Consider the following 18,071-nt stretch of genomic DNA (forward strand, 5'->3'; position numbering starts at 1 on the left):
TTTAATAAGACAAAAATATGTACATAGGGCTTTAATAAGTATGAAAATTAGTAATGTAAAGAATAGGGAGAGTGATCATGAGAACTTTACTAGCAACTAGAATAAAAGACAGAAGAAAAGAATTGAAATTGTCCCAGAAAGAATTAGCTGAAGGGATTTGTAAACAAGGTCAAATCAGCCGGTTGGAAAATGGGGAGTATACTCCAGGTTCAGAATTATTACACCAGTTAGCGAAAAAGCTCAATGTTAGCATGGACTACTTCTTTGACGAACAAATTTCAAACGAAAGTACAGAGCTTACTGAATTTAAAAAAATCGCTAAGACTTTTATCGGACATCGAAAATATGAGTCACTGAAATATATTTATGAATTGGAGAAAGAGACTTCACACCGTTTATCGCTGTCAGATAAAATATACATGGAGTGGATAGGGGCTTTGGTTGATTTTTATTTCTACAACAGAAAAGAGGAAGCAACTCTGAAGTTGGAGAAAGTCTTACAGTCGCTCACTACAATAGACTTAAACTATCTTCAAATTTCAAATACGCTTTTTAATTTCTACCATGATACAGATAATTTAGTCAAGTTTGAATCAATTCAAGAAAGATTGGCTAATCAGATACAACAACTTAGCTTGACAACGATAGAAGAATTGGAACTTTCTATAAAATTTCATTATAATTTAGGTCGCTACTTATGGCTACAAAAGGATGTAGAGCAGGCCATTAAAAGACTTACAGCAACGATTAAGCTGTGCAAAGATTATAAAACGACGTATTTACTTGCAGATTTGTATATATTGTTGGGAAATGTTAGTAAGAATTTTTCGGAAAAAGCAGTAGTCAAAGACTATTTTGAGCAGGCGTATTTTTTGTACAAAAACTTAGATGAAAATCAGGAAATGGCTTTAACAGTAGAACATTACCTAGCTGAAAATTTTTAAGAATAGCCATTATTGAGACTGGGACGTACTCAGTCTCGTTTTTTATAGTTTGAATAAGTTGGCGCTTTTTAGGTAACAAAAAAATACTAAAAGATACTAAAATCAAAAAAAAATAAAAAAAGTTTATATAAAGTATTGAAAATGTAATTTTAAGGTGCTAAAATAAATCTAGGAAATTTAAGACGGGATTTACCGAAAAAATAATTTATTGGTTTTTCAAAGTGAAAATAGGCATGAGGATTATTTTGATTTTGGTGTCGGAACTTTGGGTATTTACTGGGTATTGTTGGGCTACTCGTTCACGTTTGAGCTGTAGAAAGTAGAGAGTGTTGTGATGAATATATTTTTTAAAAATAAAGATTACAGAACGATGTTAATAAACCAATGGATTTCTTCATTTGGAGACACCATTTTCTATTTGGCCTTAATAAATTATGTTTCCCCGTACGCTTTTGCACCGCTAGCCGTTTTATGTATTACAATTTCGGAAACTGTTCCTCAAATTTTACAAGTCTTTACGGGTGCTCTTGCTGATTTTCAAAACAACAGAATTAAAAAATATACTGTTATTGCTGGTATCAAATTTGCATTATATGCGCTATTAACGATTATAATAGGAAGTAGTGAGTTTAACCTCTTCACTGTTTTTGTGATTTGTAGTATCAATATCATTTCAGATACATTAAGCTATTTTGCGGGCGCCATGATAACACCAATTTATATAAGAGTTATCGATGAAGATATGACATCAGCAATGGGCTTTAGACAAGCTACGGCGAATACGGTCAATGTTCTCAGTAATACGGTTGGCGCTCTGCTAATTGGTATTTTATCAATTGAAGCATTTGTTGCAGTGAATGCACTAACATTTTTGATCGCTTTACTGGGAATACTAACCATAAAAAATCATCTCATGGAAGTTGAAGAAAGTATAGATGTCGTTCATAAAAAGACGTCCATAAAGTCACTAGTCAACCATATAAAAACGTCCTTGCTAGCTTTGAAGCAATATCCAGTCATTATTGAACTTTTACTGATATCTGTTTTTAGTCAAGTGATACTGAGTAGCCTTCTACCTATGGCTACTTTGCTACTATTGGATTCTCCATTTTATTCACTAGAAACAGCGCAGTCTATTGCTATTTTGTCTATTTTCCTCTTTCTTGGATCAGTTTTGGGAAATCTCTTGAGCGGTTCTTATTTGAAAACTTTTTCTACGAGACTGACGCTATTTATTGGTCAGTTAACGCGACTGGCTATTGTTCTTGGATTTTTTTATGAAAGTTACTTAGTCGTACTCGTTTCATCTCTCTTTTGTGCAGTTACTGTAGGAGTTGTTAGTCCTCGCATAAGCAAGTATATGTTTACGTTGATACCGGAAAATATGATAGGAACCGTGCAATCAGGGCTAGCTGCAGTTAGTCTTGTTATACCGGGTGTTATCACAATGGGAATTATCGGTGTGGCTAGTACGGTTGGCTTTAAATCAGCCTCAGTAGCCTTACTAATCATTATTATGGTTGTATTTTTTATTCTGAATCGTACTAAAGATTTAGATTAAGTCGATTGTCATAGGTTTGTTAAAATTTTATAGCAAAATAAGACTAAGGCAGAGTGTTTGCCCTAGTCTTTTTACAACTTATTGATAAACTAAATTTGTGGTGCTATCAAAATGATAAGCTAATATGACTTGCTTGGCTATCCAGAGTTAGATCGATATCAAAGCTTGAAAACCGTGTTTCAATGGCTTGTAAGACTAGGTTTAGAAGCGGTTGTTCTATTGAGTCAAGTCGCTTGATTAAGATGTTATGATTTTTGGTGTGAAAGGGCTATGACCACTTAGGTTCCAAAGTACATCGCCATCAAAAAAACAAAGAGTAAAAGGATAACCGATAGCTGTAAAATCGAAAGGAAAAAGCTAGTATAAGCCATTTTGGCTGTAGACTTAGAAGACGTATAGAGTGTCCAGAGGAGACAGAAGAGAATGGAACAGTTCGCGTACAACCAGAAAAAATCTCGTAAATATCCTGAAAACAACAAGAAAATAAGGTCTAGAAAGAATAGGATAAAAAAAGGTTTGAGTGTTTGTTTCATACATTTAGCCCTCCAGTCCACAAAACAAAGAAAACGCTTTCTATATCTTCTATTTTATCACTATTTTTGCAAAAAGACAATGGCAGCTGGAGACACGCCAACGCGTTTGGCTTATTTTTAGAGACGAATCGTTGATGTTATTAGTGTGTTTTAGTAAATCTCAAACCTGGGAGTGGGAAAGAATTCGAACAATCAAAAAGAGTTCGTTTTCCCACCCCCGCACAGTTGATTAGGCCGGATTTAGAGTGTAAAATACGAACAAATCTGCCAATCAGCAGTGGTTCATTGGCGCTAAAGCGCCTAATGATCTGTGCAGGGGCAAGACTAAGTTGGCATGGCCAACAAGTCTTACTCCCAACCACTGCGCTGAGATGTTGACGCAAACAGATGAGAGGTGAGGTTGGACTTGAGCCCAGCCCATTGTAATGAAGAGAATAAGCGTTTTTGCTTATATGCTGTTTGATTGCATTTGCTAAAAATTCTGCTAGAATAACTTTATGGAACTCAAGGAAAAAATTATTGAACTGAGTAGGGAAATTGGGATTTCCAAGATTGGTTTTACAACAGCAGATGATTTTGCTTATTTGGAGAAATCTCTTCAAGCTTCAGTCGAAGAGGGGCGTAACTCTGGCTTTGAACATAAAAATATCGAGGAGCGGATTAAGCCGCGCCTTTCTTTGGCGTCTGCGAAGACTATTATCTCCATTGCGGTGGCTTATCCCCATAAGCTGCCAATCAAGCCGCCCAAGAGCCATTACAAGCGTGGCAAGTTTACGCCCAACTCTTGGGGGCTCGATTACCATCATGTGCTTCAGGAGAAGCTAGATAAGCTAGCTCGTGGGATCGAAACCCTGACGGCTGACTTTGAGTTCAAAGGTATGGTGGACACGGGCGCTCTAGTTGATACCGCGGTTGCAAGGCGAGCTGGCATCGGCTTTATCGGTAAGAACGGTCTTGTCATCTCAAAGGAATTTGGCTCGTACATGTTTCTGGGAGAATTGGTGACTAACTTGGAAATCGAGCCAGATAGTCCTGTTGATTATGATTGTGGGGATTGTACTCGCTGTCTGCAAGCCTGTCCGACATCTTGCCTGATTGGTGACAGCACCATGAATGCCAAGCGTTGTCTATCTTTCCAAACTCAGGATAAGGGCATGATGGATTTAGAATTTCGCAAGAAAATCAAAACGGTTATCTACGGTTGCGACATTTGTCAGATTTGCTGTCCTTATAATAAGGGGATTGATAATCCTTTGGCTACGGAGATTGATCCAGAGCTAGCCCATCCAGAACTGCTCCCCTTTTTGAAGTTATCAAATGGGCAATTCAAGGAAAAGTTTGGTCATGTGGCTGGCTCTTGGCGGGGGAAAAATATTCTCCAGCGCAATGCCATTATTGCTCTTGCGAATGCCAATGACCGCTCTGACATTCCCAAAATCTTAGAAATCATTGATAGAGGTCAAAATGACATCCACGTAGCGACAGCGATTTGGGCGCTGGGAGAATTGGCAAAAAATCCTAACCCAGCCATGATCGAAATGGTCGCTTCCATAAAAAGTGAACATGAAGGGATTCTGAAAGAACAGCGTGCCTTCTTGGCAAAATACGATCAAGTATGATATAATAGCGTGATAGACTAGAATGGAGGTCTTATGGATACTGCTGAAATCAGACAGAAAATTGATGACAACCGTGCCAAATTAGCTTCATTCAGGGGGTCTCTTTGACTTAGATCGCCTGGAAGAGGACATTGCTATCTTGGAGAACAAGATGACAGAGCCTGATTTTTGGAACGATAACCTTGCTGCCCAGAAAACGTCTCAGGAGCTCAATGAGCTTAAATCCACTTATGATCAGTTTCATAAAATGGACGAGTTACACGAAGAGAGTGAGCTCTACTTAGAGATGTTATCTGAGGACGAGAGTGTTCGCGAGGATATTGCGGAGCTGCTATCAGAGCTGGAGCAGATGATGACCAGCTATGAGATGACCCTCCTTCTTAGTGAGCCTTATGACCACAACAATGCTATCTTGGAAATTCATCCAGGTTCAGGTGGGACGGAAGCTCAAGACTGGGGAGATATGCTTTTTCGCATGTATCAGCGTTTTGGCAACCGCAAAGGTTTTGGTGTAGAGGTGCTAGATTATCAGGCTGGCGATGAGGCTGGGATTAAGTCAGTGACCCTTGCCTTTACTGGTACCAATGCTTACGGTCTTTTGAAGTCTGAGATGGGGGTTCACCGTTTGGTTCGTATCTCACCTTTTGACTCAGCCAAGCGTCGTCATACATCCTTTGCTTCTGTGGAAGTCATGCCAGAGTTGGATGATACCATTGAGGTAGAAATCCGAGATGACGACGTTAAGATGGACACTTTCCGCTCAGGTGGTGCTGGTGGTCAAAACGTCAATAAAGTATCAACTGGGGTGCGTTTAACCCATATTCCGACAGGAATTGTTACCCAATCGACGGTAGATCGTACTCAGTACGGTAATCGCGATCGCGCGATGAAAATGCTTCAGGCCAAGCTTTACCAATTGGAACAGGAGAAAAAAGCTGCTGAGGTTGATTCTCTCAAGGGGGATAAAAAGGAAATCACTTGGGGAAGCCAAATTCGCTCCTACGTTTTTACACCATACACTATGGTGAAGGATCATCGGAATAATTTTGAAGTGGCACAGGTCGATAAGGTGATGGATGGTGACATCGATGGTTTTATTGATGCCTACCTCAAATGGCGAATTAGCTGATGACAGCGATTCTTAAGAAAGGAACTGTTTTTTAAAACAGAATAATAGCTATGGGAATTATCGAAATGCGTGACGTTGTCAAAAAATACGACAACGGAACAACTGCCCTCAGAGGGGTTAGCGTCAGTATCGAACCAGGAGAATTTGCCTATATTGTAGGTCCTTCTGGTGCGGGGAAATCAACTTTTATCCGTAGTCTTTATCGGGAAGTCAAAGTTGATAAGGGACGCTTAAAAGTTGCAGGATTTGACCTGCTAAACATCAAAAAGAAAGAGATTCCGTTTTTGCGTCGTTCAGTGGGGGTTGTCTTTCAGGATTATAAACTTCTACCACGAAAAACGGTATATGAAAATATCGCTTATGCTATGCAGGTTATTGGCGAGCGTCCACAAGTGATTAAAAAGCGTGTTATGGAAGTGTTAGATCTTGTCGGTCTTAAGCATAAGGTCCGCTCTTTCCCTAATGAGTTGTCAGGTGGGGAGCAGCAACGGATTGCTATTGCGCGTGCCATTGCTAATAATCCCAAAGTCCTCATCGCAGATGAGCCGACAGGTAACCTTGATCCAGAAAATTCTTGGGAGGTTATGAACCTGTTGGAGCGTATTAATTTACAAGGAACGACTGTTTTAATGGCGACCCATAATAGCCAGATTGTAAACACACTTCGTCATCGCGTGATTGCCATTGAAAATGGACGCGTCGTGCGTGATGAAGCGGAAGGAGAATACGGATACAATGATTAGAAGATTTTTCCGTCACCTCTGGGAGTCGATTTTAAGTCTCAAACGTAATGGCTGGATGACCATTGCGGCCATTTCCTCGGTGACCATAACCTTGACCTTAGTCGGTGTCTTTGCCTCTGTTATCTTGAACACGGCTAAAATTGCTACTGACATTGAGAATAATGTCCGAGTGAATGTCTTTTTACGTGTGGATTCAACAGATAATCAAGAAACCACGGTAAATGATATGGGAGAAACTGTTGACAATGAAAACTACCATGTCGTCTATGATCAAATTACAGAGCTAGAGAATGTAGAATCTGTCACTTTCTCAAGCAAGGATGATCAGCTCGAACTGCTCAAACAAAAAATGGGTGACACCTGGAGCCTTTTTGATGGCGATGCCAATCCGCTTTATGATACCTATGTCGTTGATACCTCATCACCAGATGTTGTTAAGACGGTGGCTAAACAAATTGAGAAAATCAATGGTGTTGCCAAGGTTGAGTATGGTGGTGTTAACACCGACAATCTTTTTAAGTTAGCTCAGAACATTCGTATCTGGGGAGCAGTTGCCACAGTATTGTTGCTTTTTACAGCAGTTTTCTTGATATCAAATACCGTGCGTATCACCATTATTTCCCGCAGTCGAGAAATTCAGATTATGCGCTTGGTAGGAGCTAAAAATGCCTATATCCGCGGACCATTTCTTTTAGAAGGTGGCTGGGTAGGTCTGCTAGGTGCAGTTGTACCAGCTCTACTCGTTTACTTTGGTTATGATGTCGCTTACCGCGGACTCAATCCAAGTTTGATTCCTCAAAACTTGTCCATGATTGATCCGACCTACTTTATACCCGCCATGATTATTGCCTTATTTGTTATTGGTATTATCATCGGTTCATTTGGCTCTGTATTATCTATGAGACGCTATTTGAAGATTTAAAAATGACCTCGTATGAATGTCATTTCAAGTCCTAGCTTTTGCTAGAATCTTGAGTTGATATTGATACGGGGCGTTTTTAGTTTGTTTGAAAAATAGAGTTTAATGGTAACTGCTTCATATGATAACCTATGTTTAAGACCACATAAAAAGAGGATGAAAATGAATTTCATTCCTCTCTTAATGCCAATCAGTTCGTGATTAGTTATCGTCTAGTTTTTCTTACGACGATAGCTGACAAATCCTACTAATCCTAGAAGTACAACACCAACCAATGATGCTATACCAACCGTTTCACCAGTACTTGGCAAGGTACGGCCTGGTTTCTTAGGTTTGGTTGTCGTTGAAGCACTTGTTGAAACTGTCATTGTCGAAGTTTCCGTCGTTGGTTGTTCCATCGTGGTGGTAGACGGCGACTCAGTCGTTGTTGGATCTGAGGTTGTTGTAGTTTCCGTCGTTGGTTGTTCCATCGTGGTGGTAGTGGACGGTGACTCAGTTGTCGTTGGAACTGTGGTTGTAGTGGTTTCTGTTGTTGGTGCCTCCGTTGTGGTGGTCGTTTTGATTGGCTTCTTAGGTTTGCTTGTCGTTGCTGTCGTTGAAGCACTTGTTGGAACTGTCGTTATTGTAGTTTCCGTCATTGGTTGTTCCGTTGTCGTAGTCGTGGACGGTGACTCGGTCGTTGTCGGAACTGTAGTAGTTGTAGTTTCCGTCGTTGGAGCTTCCGTTGTCGTAGTCGTGGACGGTGACTCGGTCGTCGTTGGAACTGTCGTTATTGTAGTTTCCGTCATTGGTTGTTCCGTTGTCGTAGTCGTGGACGGTGACTCGGTCGTTGTCGGAACTGTAGTAGTTGTAGTTTCCGTCGTTGGAGCTTCCGTTGTCGTAGTCGTGGACGGTGACTCGGTCGTCGTTGGAACTGTCGTTATTGTAGTTTCCGTCATTGGTTGTTCCGTTGTCGTAGTCGTGGACGGTGACTCGGTCGTTGTCGGAACTGTAGTAGTTGTAGTTTCCGTCGTTGGAGCTTCCGTTGTCGTAGTCGTGGACGGTGACTCGGTCGTCGTTGGAACTGTCGTTATTGTAGTTTCCGTCATTGGTTGTTCCGTTGTCGTAGTCGTGGACGGTGACCCGGTCGTTGTTGGAACTGTAGTAGTTGTAGTTTCCGTCGTTGGGGCTTCCGTCGTCGTGGTAGTGGACGGTGACTCGGTCGTTGTCGGAACTGTAGTAGTTGTAGTTTCTGTTGTTGGTTGTTCCGTCGTCGTGGTTGTGGACGATGACTCGGTCGTTGTCGGAACTGTCGTTGTAGTAGTTTCTGTTGTTGGTTGTTCCGTCGTCGTGGTAGTGGACGGTGACTCGGTCGTCGTTGGAACCGTGGTTGTAGTAGTCTCTGTCGTTGGGGCTTCCGTGGTAGTGATGGAAGCTTGATGAGTGTTGGTAATCACAAATCCATTGTCAGCGTCACCTGTGATATTTGTTTCATAACCCTCAACTTTTTCTTCTTCAATAGTGTATTTAATTTTCAAAGGATAATTTATTTGAGGAAATGACGGATGACCAGCGTCAAAGTCATCACCTGCGTCATCATCGTTATCATTCATCTCATCATTATCAGCTGTGTCATCACCGTTATCGTTTATTCCATCAGCTTCGTCCCACTCTCTTAGTTTCCCCATATCGGTAACAAATTCATCTAGATCTTCAAAGGTATGCTTCCAACCAGTTTTCTTGGTTAATTTAATGGTTTGCACCTTTTCTTTTCGGGTTACAACTTCAAAGTCCCCTTTTTCATTGCTCCATTGTCGCGTTGGATATTCTTTATATAGGCTTACTGTTGCAGATTCCCCTTCTTTTCCAACCCATTTCTTTTTTACCGAAATATCAATCACAGACTTGTTGATGATATAAAGGAAGCCATCTCCATGGTCTTCATATTCTGTTCTATAGCCTTTTACTTTATCTTCTTTTACCGAATACTTTATCTCATGGCCGTCCGTTTGGTCATATATTAGAAGGTCTTTAAAATTCTGTCTCCAGTTATTTTCTTTTGATAAGGTCCCTTTAGCAATCTCTTTACCATCTGCCAACAGATGAAATGTGACCGAATCTGGGATTGGATTCTTTGGTAATTGGCTATTTTCTCCTAAAGCAGGTGAACCACTAGAAGCACCACCTGAAAGCATTGATGGCACAGGTTCAGGTGCATCTTCATTCCAATACTTTACAACAGAGATATCTTTTTTAGCGATATTGGTATTTGTGATGACAAATCCATTTACCATATCACCAGTAATCTTGCTTTTGTATATCTCCTTGTAATACTCATTCGTCATCTCTTCTTTGACGGTATAGATGATTTCTTTCCCGTTGTCGTCATATTTGGGAAAGCGTTCAAAGGTATACTTCCAAGGCTTCTCATCATCATCGTAATTCCTCCAGCTAAGTGTCACCTCAGATGCTTCCACACCGTTTGCCAAAAGCTTTATTTTAACTTCATATGCAGCCCGACCGATCCATCTTTTTTCTACCGGAATAGAGATCTTCTCTTGATTATCTCCGTCAGCAGCTCTTCGTGACCTCTTATTTTTTACAGTATGGCCCCTATCTGGACTACTCTTTAGAGTTTCTTTAAGCTTGTAAGTGACGGTAGATGAGACAGCTTTTTCTTTGGCATAAGCATGATCCAGCCCAATCAATGTGGTAAAGACTATTAACAAAGCAATTAAAAATCTAATAATTTTCTTCATTTTTCATCCTTCTGTCATTTAAAATTAAAACTTACTCTTCACGATTGCTACAAAATAGGATATTCTTGAAGCAATCGTAAAAAAATATCTTTCAAACCAGTTTACTATTTTATCACAAATTGTCTGTATCGTCCATAGCTATATATGTTTTTTTTGTAAATTTTATCACCCGTTCCATTATAAATAAGGCATGAGTTGACTCTATGGTTCAGGTCAAACGCATAACACAAATAGTTCGTTTACCTAGGTTTACCGAAAGTTTTTATTCTCCTTCTATGGTTTACTAAACATTGGTAAAACAACTACTACGAGACTTGTCTCATTCATTAAACAAAATAACGAAGGACACGGTATCTCCAGAAACCCTCATGTCAAATTCTAAATTTAAGCGTAATAGCAAGGTTGAGACTAGGTAGAGACCCAAGCCTGTGCTTTGCTGATTCGTACTATAAAAGGGTTGGAAGAACTGTTCAATATCCCTTTCTGTCAATCCATTACCCTTATTTTGGACAATTAGTCTATTGTTTTGCAATTCAATTAAAATGCTTGTCTTTATTTCGCTATATTTTACAGCATTGTGCAAAAGGTTCTCAATGACCTTTTCAATGGCTTGCCGATTCGTGAAAATAGAGATATCCGACAACTGTAAATCAAAGGTTAACTGCCTACTGTTAGCCAATAACTGGAGCTCACCGACTTGCTGTAAAATAATATCTTTGACATTGATCCTTTGTTTCTCATCATAGGAAAAGTCTGTGTTCATTAATAATTCATTCACCATTTCTGTCAAATGAACGATCTCTTCCTGACAAACCATTAAATATTTTTCTTTATCCTTGTATTTCCCAACATTGTAGCGCATATTTTCAAGGAGAATAGACACTCTTGCCAGAGGTGTTTTTAGTTTATGGGACGCCCCACGAAAGAAATCAATTTTTTCTTTTTCAAGTTTTCGGACAAAAGCAACCTCTTCTTCCAATTGTGTAATGGTCTGTAGCAAATGTTCATAGAGTTGGTTAATGGAAAATGCCAGTTGCCCAATTTCATCGTCATGTTTAATCGGGATACTGATTCCTTCTTCAAGCAGTTCCATTCTTTTAGTGCTTTTTTGAATATCCTTAATCGGTTTGGTAATCATGCGCCCGTAGACATAGGCAATCACTATCGATGTCAACACGCTGATCGTCAAGGTATAGGGGAATAGATTTAAAATGGTTGTCTTTGCCTCGTCAATCGGACTTGCCGATCCGATGACATTGAAGGTAATCGGTTGATTGTCACCGTTTGTCATCGACTGCCGCTCAATCAAGACGTCCTGGCCTGTTTGAATTTTAGCCAAATCCAAAGAAATGTCCTCAGTGTCTCCACCAGTCTCTACACTCATTGGGTAGCGCGTAAAGGTCGGCAGATGGTAGGTTTCCTTTTGAGACATATATTGGATAGAATAATTACTATTAATCGCATACTCATTTAAGAATTGCAGGGTTTCTGTGTGATTATGAGAGCGGACATACTGGGCAATCTTTTGCGTATCCGATTTTAGCTGGGACTCTTTTCGATCAAAATATAATTTGGGCAATCCGATATAGATACTCAGGTGAATAATGACTGTAATCATTAGAAATAAGAACAGGTTATAGGCTAAGGCCTTTCTAAAAATACTATTTTTCTTCATAAACATAACCAACACCCGTCACCGTTCTAATACAATCAATCTGAAGTTTCTTGCGAATATTTTTAATATAAACATCAACAATCCTATCATACGGAGCTTCAAGTTCATATAAGCCATCTAAGATCTGCTCTCGTGATAAGACGCTATTGGCATTTGTGACAAGCATTTGTAAAACCTGTATCTCTTTTGCTGTCAAATTGACTTCGTCATTATTTTTGTAAGCTTTAAACTGATCGAAGATCACAACGACATCCTGATAGCGCCATTTATTCGGGCTGGCTGTTCTTCGAAAGAGGGCTTGTATTCGTTTTTCTAAAACGACTAAAGAAAAGGGTTTTGCTAGATAGTCATCACACAACAACTCAAAAAGTTTTATTTGATCATAGTCACTAGAAAGAGCTGTCAACATCAAAATAGGGATGTTCGACACTTGACGAATTTGTTTTAAAATCGTAAAGCCATCTAGTTTCGGAAGCATGACATCTAAAATGAGCAAATCATAGTGATCCACATTAATCTCACTAATATGGCTGATGCTATCTTTACCATCTATCAAATACCCTTTATCCGATAAGAATGCCATCACCCCTTCTCTGATAACATCTTCATCTTCTATGATTAATAGCTGTCTTTTCATACCTACCCCATTTTCTTATCAAAAATAACGTCCAATAAACCGACAGTATCATCCTTGTCGGTTTATCGTTTGTTGCTGTCAGCTCTCACTTTACTTAGTGTGCTGCGCAATGAATTCGCTTAATTTCGAATCAAACAGGAAGCCAAAAGACATCGGGTTCTTGAGATCCCCTGTTGAAGCATTCGAAAGTCCAATCAGTTGATTGTTAGCATTAAACAGTGGTGAGCCAGACGATCCACCAGCAATCGGAGCTGTAAAGCCTAGGAAGTTCCCATCTTTTTCTGTGATGGTACCCTCACTATCCCACAGAGTTCCGTAATCCTTATCACCAGGATAGCCAACTGTTCGGATCGTTTGATTAGCTTTTACTTTATCAATTGTTTCAGCATCCGCTAGATCGAAAGGTTTGATGTGTTTCAATTGATCATTGTTGGTGATTGGTTCTTTCAATTTTACGATACCAACGTCCATACTTTCATCTTCTGGAATAGCAAATGACTCGACAGGAAGATCGATCTGTTTGTTATTTTCATCCACGGTACGTACAACGGCATTTTCTGCCTTTTCAATCGCTGTTAAAACATGACGATTTGTAATCAGAGTATCTGGTGAGATAAAACTCCCCGTTCCAAATCCTTTTGGATTGTCCTTAGCTTGAATGAGGGCAATGCCATTATATGGACTAGAGGCAATATCGGTGATTTGTTTGCGGCTTCCCTTATTTTTTGAGGTTTGTGCTGTCTTTTTCGTTGTCTGTGCTGACGACTTTTTGGGCTGTTCTGTTTTGGGAGAACAAGCAACCAAGCTTAAACCAGTAAACAGTAGAGCACTTGCAGCAACAAGTCGAAGATAATGTTTTTGTTTCATTCTAAAACCATCCTTTACATATTTATATTTTTTGATTACATGCTTTTGTGGGTGAGGATGAAGGCATCACAGGTAGCTGCCTCATTCCCATCATTATTTTTTAGAAGAATTTCGTCTTAACATGGGCTACAAAATTAATCGCCATATGAACCCCTACAGGAACTTTGAGCGTTTTCGTGTAATTGTATGCTAAGCCAAGAACAACAGCTGGCAGTCCGTGGTACCAATAAGCTGTCCAGTCCATCGGTGAGTGAGCCAAGATAAATAAGAAACTTGAAACAACTAGCCCGATAATCGGTTGTTTGGGAAAAGCATATTTTAACAATAAGCCTCTAAATAAAATTTCTTCAAATATTGGCCCAGAAATAATAACCATCGGAAACTCAATGAAAAATGTTATAAGCTGTTCACTAAAAGGCAATTTCCCTAATGGAGGAACAGGCAGGAACTTGTTCATAATCATCTCATTGATTGAAATCAGAATAAAAGCGATGAGACCAATTATGACCAGCTGTTTGATGCCATTTTTGAGCGGCTGTTCAGATAAGGTGAACTGCCGTTTTTTTAACACATAAAGTAAGACTAGCAGTATGACTATATCAAGGCATACGATAAGACATTCCGCTAGGTAAGGAACATTGATTTGTTGTAGAAAGGGCAGTCCCAGCATATAGCGAATAAGTACTATTTTCGTAGCGAAAAAGACAATCACGAGAGCAATGGCCTCAATAGGTCTTTTTTTATTTTCCCAAGATAAGGATGCTAACATATAAAATGCCTCCTAAATAATAATCGATATTCGTTGTTTTAACACTAATAAATAGAGCTTGTGGGCATTCTATCTTTTTAACGAGCACCACAATACTATTTATTTCCTAAATGATTTCTCTTAATTTCTTTGATTGTATCTTTAATTGCACATCTGCTATTTTTGCTAGGTTCTGGCTATGCGTCACCATAATAACACATTTTTTCTCTTGATGGGCAATTTCTTTTAATAACTCAACAATTTCCAAGGCAATTTTTTCATCCAAATTGCCTGTCGGCTCATCTAATAACAACAACTCTGTTCCTGCACTTAAGGCTCTCGCAATAGCAACACGTTGTTGTTGACCTCCAGATAATTGCAAGACATTTCTATTTAATTGCTCTTCTTGCAACCCTAAACGAAGCAACAAACTAGCATCTGCTTTTGAATTGACCAGACGAATATTTTCTAGCGGGGTCATATAATCTAATAAATTATAATTCTGAAAAACCAACGACACATGTTTTTTGCGATACGTTTGATAGCCAATCGCCTGAATGTTTTTCTCGTTTAACCGGATTTCCCCGCTTGTTTGCGTGTCTAATCCTGCCAACAAAGACAGTAGGGTCGTCTTTCCAGATCCTGATGTTCCAATGATCGAGTAAAAGATCTCTGGTTTAAATGTATAATTCACATCATCTAAAACGTCATGCTGCGCCCTTGCATAGCTATAGCAAATGTTTTTTAATTCTAGCATGTTTTCTCCCTCCCTTTAAAAAATCTTATTTAATATTTCTTTTGGTTTCAATTGGAATATCCGAACACTTGCAATCAGTAACGCAATCACAATACATACTGCTCCAATTGAAAACAATTGGACAATATCTGTGCGTTGTATAGTGACAGTGACGTTCTTAACGATTTGCAATAAAACATCCGAGTCACTATCTGCCCCTAGCGAAAAGCCACCTAATTGATTTTGGACATCTCGTTGAACACTTCTAGCAACTTGTTGAATTAAGTGATTTCCAAGCGCCTGCCCTACCGATGTTCCTATAAAACAACTGATGATAAAGGCAATTGTTGCAATGATACCATTCTCAAGGAAATACTGTGTTAAAATATTCACTTTCGATTTACCAACAGAAAGTAGAATCCCGATTTCCCTCATTCTACCATTGACATTAAAGAATAGAATAATCGTTAAAATAATAACACTTGCTAGAACTGTTACAACGAACATGGTGCTAGTCATGGACTGCATTGTTTTGATACTGCGGCTATAGTTAGCTAGCGCTGGATTTGTTTCGTAAAATTTATATTTTTGCCAACTAATGGATGTATTTTCTCTTCTAACTGTATCCATAAATTGCTGTGTATCTGCACTATTTTTGAGTTTAAAAACAGCTTCTGTGTACAGTTCATTATTCTCTTGATAGCCAAATACTTTCTGAGCCAAGCCAATGTCTGACATGATCGTATTGCTGATCGATTCTTCTTCGTATTCAGGAGGCCTTGTTGTTTTCCCCTTAAAGATACCTACGATTTCACCCGTTATCTTTGAGGTATCGCTCCCTCTATAACGCATCGGATCTCTTGAAAACTCAATGGTATCGCCAATTTTGAGGTGATTGTGCTGTGCCAAATCTTCATGAACCAAGATTTTATTTTTGTCACCTTTTTGGATATGTCTTCCCGATACTAATTGAAGCAAACCTGAGACAAATCTGGGATCGGTCTGACTGTCATGATGCCCAGTTACGGTGGTGGCATTGCTACGTTCAACATCGGCAAACTCTCCACTATTTAGCGGTACCGTTTTTACATTTTCCAATTTTGAAAATGCTGATAGTCTGGCACTATAGCTTTCAACCTCTTTTCTCTTACCAATCTCCTCAATGGCTTTCTTAGGGATCTCGCCTGAGCCATAAGCATCACCAACTAATACACTTTGGTTTGTCGCTAATGTTACCGTTTTTTCTTTGTTTTGATTAGCCAATTTAGCTGAGGATTCTACTGATTTAGAAACAGCCAATACTGATAAGATAGCTGTCCCTATAACGAAAAATATCCCAAACATCAAGGCTGTTTTTTTCCATTGCCTTATCATATATATAAGCGCTCTTGTTACTGCTAACATCTCTTCTTCCTTTCTATCTTACTACTTATCACAATTCATTTCGTTTACCATCGTAAATCTTTAGGACATTAAACTCAGTATTTTCTTTGGAGAAAGCCTCATTAAAGACCAGCTGGATATTAAAACCGATAAGCTCACCGTGCATAATTCAACGATAATAGATTTCCCTACAGTCATAAAGGAAATGTGTTGTGTCACTGAAAGCTGTTGGATATGCTTTAAGGTTTGCAGCAATTGAACAGCTGGGACTTGCCCCTTATCAGCCCTTTCCAGTCCAGATGCGATAGCCGTTTGAATTAAACGCTGACTAAGGACTTGACTTAACACATAAGCTATCCCTATCGCTACTATTAAAGCACCCAAGGTTACTAAAATTGTCTCAATCCAATACTGAAACATAATATCTGACTTAGAAATACCTATGGCTTGTAAAATACCGACTTCTCGCTTTCTTTCGTTGACCCATACCAGTAAAAATAAAGAGATGATACTTACACTGACAACCATACTAATGACTTGTGCTGTGCTTACTGTTTTTAGTTGCGTTTCTAAAAGAGACTGATAAGCATGATATATGGTTGGCATCTGCAAGCCATAACGTGAGTCATCAATCCCACTTTGTGAAATAGCCTCCATTAACAGACTTTTCTGTGCGATCTCATTTGTCTCAGCAACAATGTAGGCATAGCGATAATCAGGATTCACTTTTTTGATCGTTGATAAATTGGTCAAAACGGTATTTTCAATTGCTCCTGATGATTGTACAGCCTGATAAGTTCTATCACTTTTAAAAATTCCCCCTACTTTTAATGTGTAGGTTTCTCCCTTTTGTTTCAGTTGCAAAGTGTCGCCGATAGACAAGTGATTCTGCAGAGCAAGTTTTTCATGTATGAGTACCTTATCTGTTTCTTTTTCATCTAATTCTCGACCAGATACTAGTGATAACCCCTTTTGCGCAAACACCTTGCTTCTTTTTAAATTTTCAATATTAGCTAATGTTAACATCGAGTCATCTTCATTGAACTGTTCAGGGCTCGGTATCGGTGTCACTTTGTCAAATTCATATTTTTCTAAAACTTGTCCTCTTAATGCTACATCTGTAACCTTACTTTGTAATGACCTGACATACTCTTGTGAAAAAGGGCTCACTTCATCCTCAAAAAATCCTTCTTTTAAAGATAGAATCTGCTGTTTTTCTAACTCTCTCTTAAAAACCATATGATTTTGTTCAAGTCTATCTTTAAGAAAGATGGTTGTTATAAACAAAACGCTCGTCAGTAGTAAGATGCTAGACAATAAAACCGTTCGTAATTTTTTTCTTCTGATGTATAAACAAGCTCTATTTAAGTATGACATACAAACTCCCTCCTATCTGGTACAAAGTATATAAATGGTTGACATGCTTGTAATTCTTTAGATTTTATATCTTTAAAATTTTTTGTATCTGCGTCTATATTACAAAGAAATTATGAATACGATATGAAATGGATAACTATTTTTTTCGATTTACAGTCAAAGCAAATCAGAGACAGAACTGATGTCCTTTATGAAAGGGGAATATTATCTTTGTTTGTCTCAAATATGCCAACAGTTATTGCTGCTCGTAAACGAATGGTAAGCAATTCTCATTTCCTGCAATACGGTTTCTTAGACTAGAGAGGGAATTGATTTTTGACATATTTTCGGTTTTCAACAGGGCTATCTCCTAGTTTTTCAAGGCACAACTTCATTGAACAAATCTGGGTGTACAGCAAAAAGCACCTCGGAAAAGTATTAGCTGATTGCAATACTATTCGAGATGCTTTTTATTCTTCGTTC

Annotated in this window: 14 protein-coding genes; 6 read left to right on the forward strand and 8 right to left on the reverse strand. The window is 38.9% G+C overall.

What is annotated here, in order from left to right:
* The first annotated feature begins 77 nt into the window (after window positions 1–77).
* The 6 genes from A3I5_RS0107450 (at window position 78) to ftsX (ending at window position 7,451) form a co-directional block, all read left to right on the forward strand.
* Window positions 78–944: a helix-turn-helix domain-containing protein gene (locus A3I5_RS0107450; protein WP_018373977.1), complete on the forward strand. Its 867-nt coding sequence runs from the start codon at window positions 78–80 to the stop codon at window positions 942–944.
* A 334-nt stretch (window positions 945–1,278) separates the two neighbouring features.
* Window positions 1,279–2,505: an MFS transporter gene (locus tag A3I5_RS0107455; RefSeq protein ID WP_018373978.1), complete on the forward strand. Its 1,227-nt coding sequence runs from the start codon at window positions 1,279–1,281 to the stop codon at window positions 2,503–2,505.
* 1,030 nt (window positions 2,506–3,535) lie between these two features.
* Entirely contained in the window at window positions 3,536–4,657 is a 1,122-nt protein-coding gene (queG, locus tag A3I5_RS0107465) for a tRNA epoxyqueuosine(34) reductase QueG (protein WP_018373980.1), read from the forward strand.
* 33 nt (window positions 4,658–4,690) lie between these two features.
* A protein-coding gene (prfB, locus tag A3I5_RS0107470; protein WP_145955180.1) for a peptide chain release factor 2 occupies window positions 4,691–5,786 on the forward strand; the annotation gives its coding sequence in 2 pieces (ribosomal slippage) (window positions 4,691–4,762 and window positions 4,764–5,786; 1,095 coding nt in all).
* A 50-nt stretch (window positions 5,787–5,836) separates the two neighbouring features.
* A complete protein-coding gene (ftsE, locus tag A3I5_RS0107475) occupies window positions 5,837–6,529 on the forward strand; it encodes a cell division ATP-binding protein FtsE (protein ID WP_018373982.1) in 693 nt (230 codons plus the stop codon).
* Window positions 6,522–7,451 carry a permease-like cell division protein FtsX gene (gene ftsX, locus A3I5_RS0107480; protein ID WP_018373983.1) on the forward strand — a complete coding sequence of 310 codons (930 nt, stop codon included), beginning with the start codon at window positions 6,522–6,524 and terminating at the stop codon, window positions 7,449–7,451. The genes ftsE and ftsX overlap by 8 nt, the downstream gene beginning before the upstream one ends.
* A gap of 209 nt (window positions 7,452–7,660) precedes the next feature.
* Here ftsX and A3I5_RS12110 read toward each other — a convergent pair whose 3' ends face one another.
* The 8 genes from A3I5_RS12110 to A3I5_RS0107520 form a co-directional block, all read right to left on the reverse strand.
* Window positions 7,661–10,186, reverse strand: a complete 2,526-nt coding sequence (locus A3I5_RS12110) for a Cna B-type domain-containing protein (RefSeq protein ID WP_018373984.1) — start codon at window positions 10,184–10,186, stop codon at window positions 7,661–7,663.
* A 319-nt stretch (window positions 10,187–10,505) separates the two neighbouring features.
* The gene (locus A3I5_RS0107490; RefSeq protein ID WP_169850524.1) at window positions 10,506–11,804 is read right to left on the reverse strand and encodes a HAMP domain-containing sensor histidine kinase; all 1,299 of its coding nucleotides are present in this window, start codon (window positions 11,802–11,804) and stop codon (window positions 10,506–10,508) included.
* 43 nt (window positions 11,805–11,847) lie between these two features.
* The gene (locus A3I5_RS0107495; protein WP_018373986.1) at window positions 11,848–12,498 is read right to left on the reverse strand and encodes a response regulator transcription factor; all 651 of its coding nucleotides are present in this window, start codon (window positions 12,496–12,498) and stop codon (window positions 11,848–11,850) included.
* Window positions 12,499–12,588: 90 nt separating this feature from the next.
* Window positions 12,589–13,365 carry a trypsin-like serine peptidase gene (locus A3I5_RS12115; protein ID WP_018373987.1) on the reverse strand — a complete coding sequence of 259 codons (777 nt, stop codon included), beginning with the start codon at window positions 13,363–13,365 and terminating at the stop codon, window positions 12,589–12,591.
* A 100-nt stretch (window positions 13,366–13,465) separates the two neighbouring features.
* Window positions 13,466–14,134: a CPBP family intramembrane glutamic endopeptidase gene (locus A3I5_RS0107505; protein ID WP_018373988.1), complete on the reverse strand. Its 669-nt coding sequence runs from the start codon at window positions 14,132–14,134 to the stop codon at window positions 13,466–13,468.
* 106 nt (window positions 14,135–14,240) lie between these two features.
* A complete protein-coding gene (locus tag A3I5_RS0107510) occupies window positions 14,241–14,870 on the reverse strand; it encodes an ABC transporter ATP-binding protein (RefSeq protein ID WP_018373989.1) in 630 nt (209 codons plus the stop codon).
* A gap of 15 nt (window positions 14,871–14,885) precedes the next feature.
* On the reverse strand, window positions 14,886–16,253 hold the full coding sequence (locus tag A3I5_RS0107515) for an ABC transporter permease (protein ID WP_018373990.1): 1,368 nt from the start codon (window positions 16,251–16,253) through the stop codon (window positions 14,886–14,888).
* A gap of 60 nt (window positions 16,254–16,313) precedes the next feature.
* Window positions 16,314–17,609 (reverse strand): ABC transporter permease, encoded by a 1,296-nt coding sequence (locus A3I5_RS0107520; RefSeq protein WP_018373991.1) that lies wholly within the window; start codon window positions 17,607–17,609, stop codon window positions 16,314–16,316.
* Between the last annotated feature and the right edge of the window lie 462 nt (window positions 17,610–18,071).

Origin of the sequence: Streptococcus merionis DSM 19192, from assembly GCF_000380085.1 — a bacterium.
GTDB classification, from domain to species: domain Bacteria; phylum Bacillota; class Bacilli; order Lactobacillales; family Streptococcaceae; genus Streptococcus; species Streptococcus merionis.

Coding starts and splice junctions, on each gene's coding strand:
- A3I5_RS0107450 (WP_018373977.1), top strand. CDS start 78: ATGAGAACTTTACTAGCAACTAGAATAAAAGACAGAAGAAAAGAATTG.
- A3I5_RS0107455 (WP_018373978.1), top strand. CDS start 1,279: ATGAATATATTTTTTAAAAATAAAGATTACAGAACGATGTTAATAAAC.
- queG (WP_018373980.1), top strand. CDS start 3,536: ATGGAACTCAAGGAAAAAATTATTGAACTGAGTAGGGAAATTGGGATT.
- ftsE (WP_018373982.1), top strand. CDS start 5,837: ATGGGAATTATCGAAATGCGTGACGTTGTCAAAAAATACGACAACGGA.
- ftsX (WP_018373983.1), top strand. CDS start 6,522: ATGATTAGAAGATTTTTCCGTCACCTCTGGGAGTCGATTTTAAGTCTC.
- A3I5_RS12110 (WP_018373984.1), bottom strand. CDS start 10,186: ATGAAGAAAATTATTAGATTTTTAATTGCTTTGTTAATAGTCTTTACC.
- A3I5_RS0107490 (WP_169850524.1), bottom strand. CDS start 11,804: ATGATTACAGTCATTATTCACCTGAGTATCTATATCGGATTGCCCAAA.
- A3I5_RS0107495 (WP_018373986.1), bottom strand. CDS start 12,498: ATGAAAAGACAGCTATTAATCATAGAAGATGAAGATGTTATCAGAGAA.
- A3I5_RS12115 (WP_018373987.1), bottom strand. CDS start 13,365: ATGAAACAAAAACATTATCTTCGACTTGTTGCTGCAAGTGCTCTACTG.
- A3I5_RS0107505 (WP_018373988.1), bottom strand. CDS start 14,134: ATGTTAGCATCCTTATCTTGGGAAAATAAAAAAAGACCTATTGAGGCC.
- A3I5_RS0107510 (WP_018373989.1), bottom strand. CDS start 14,870: ATGCTAGAATTAAAAAACATTTGCTATAGCTATGCAAGGGCGCAGCAT.
- A3I5_RS0107515 (WP_018373990.1), bottom strand. CDS start 16,253: ATGTTAGCAGTAACAAGAGCGCTTATATATATGATAAGGCAATGGAAA.
- A3I5_RS0107520 (WP_018373991.1), bottom strand. CDS start 17,609: ATGTCATACTTAAATAGAGCTTGTTTATACATCAGAAGAAAAAAATTA.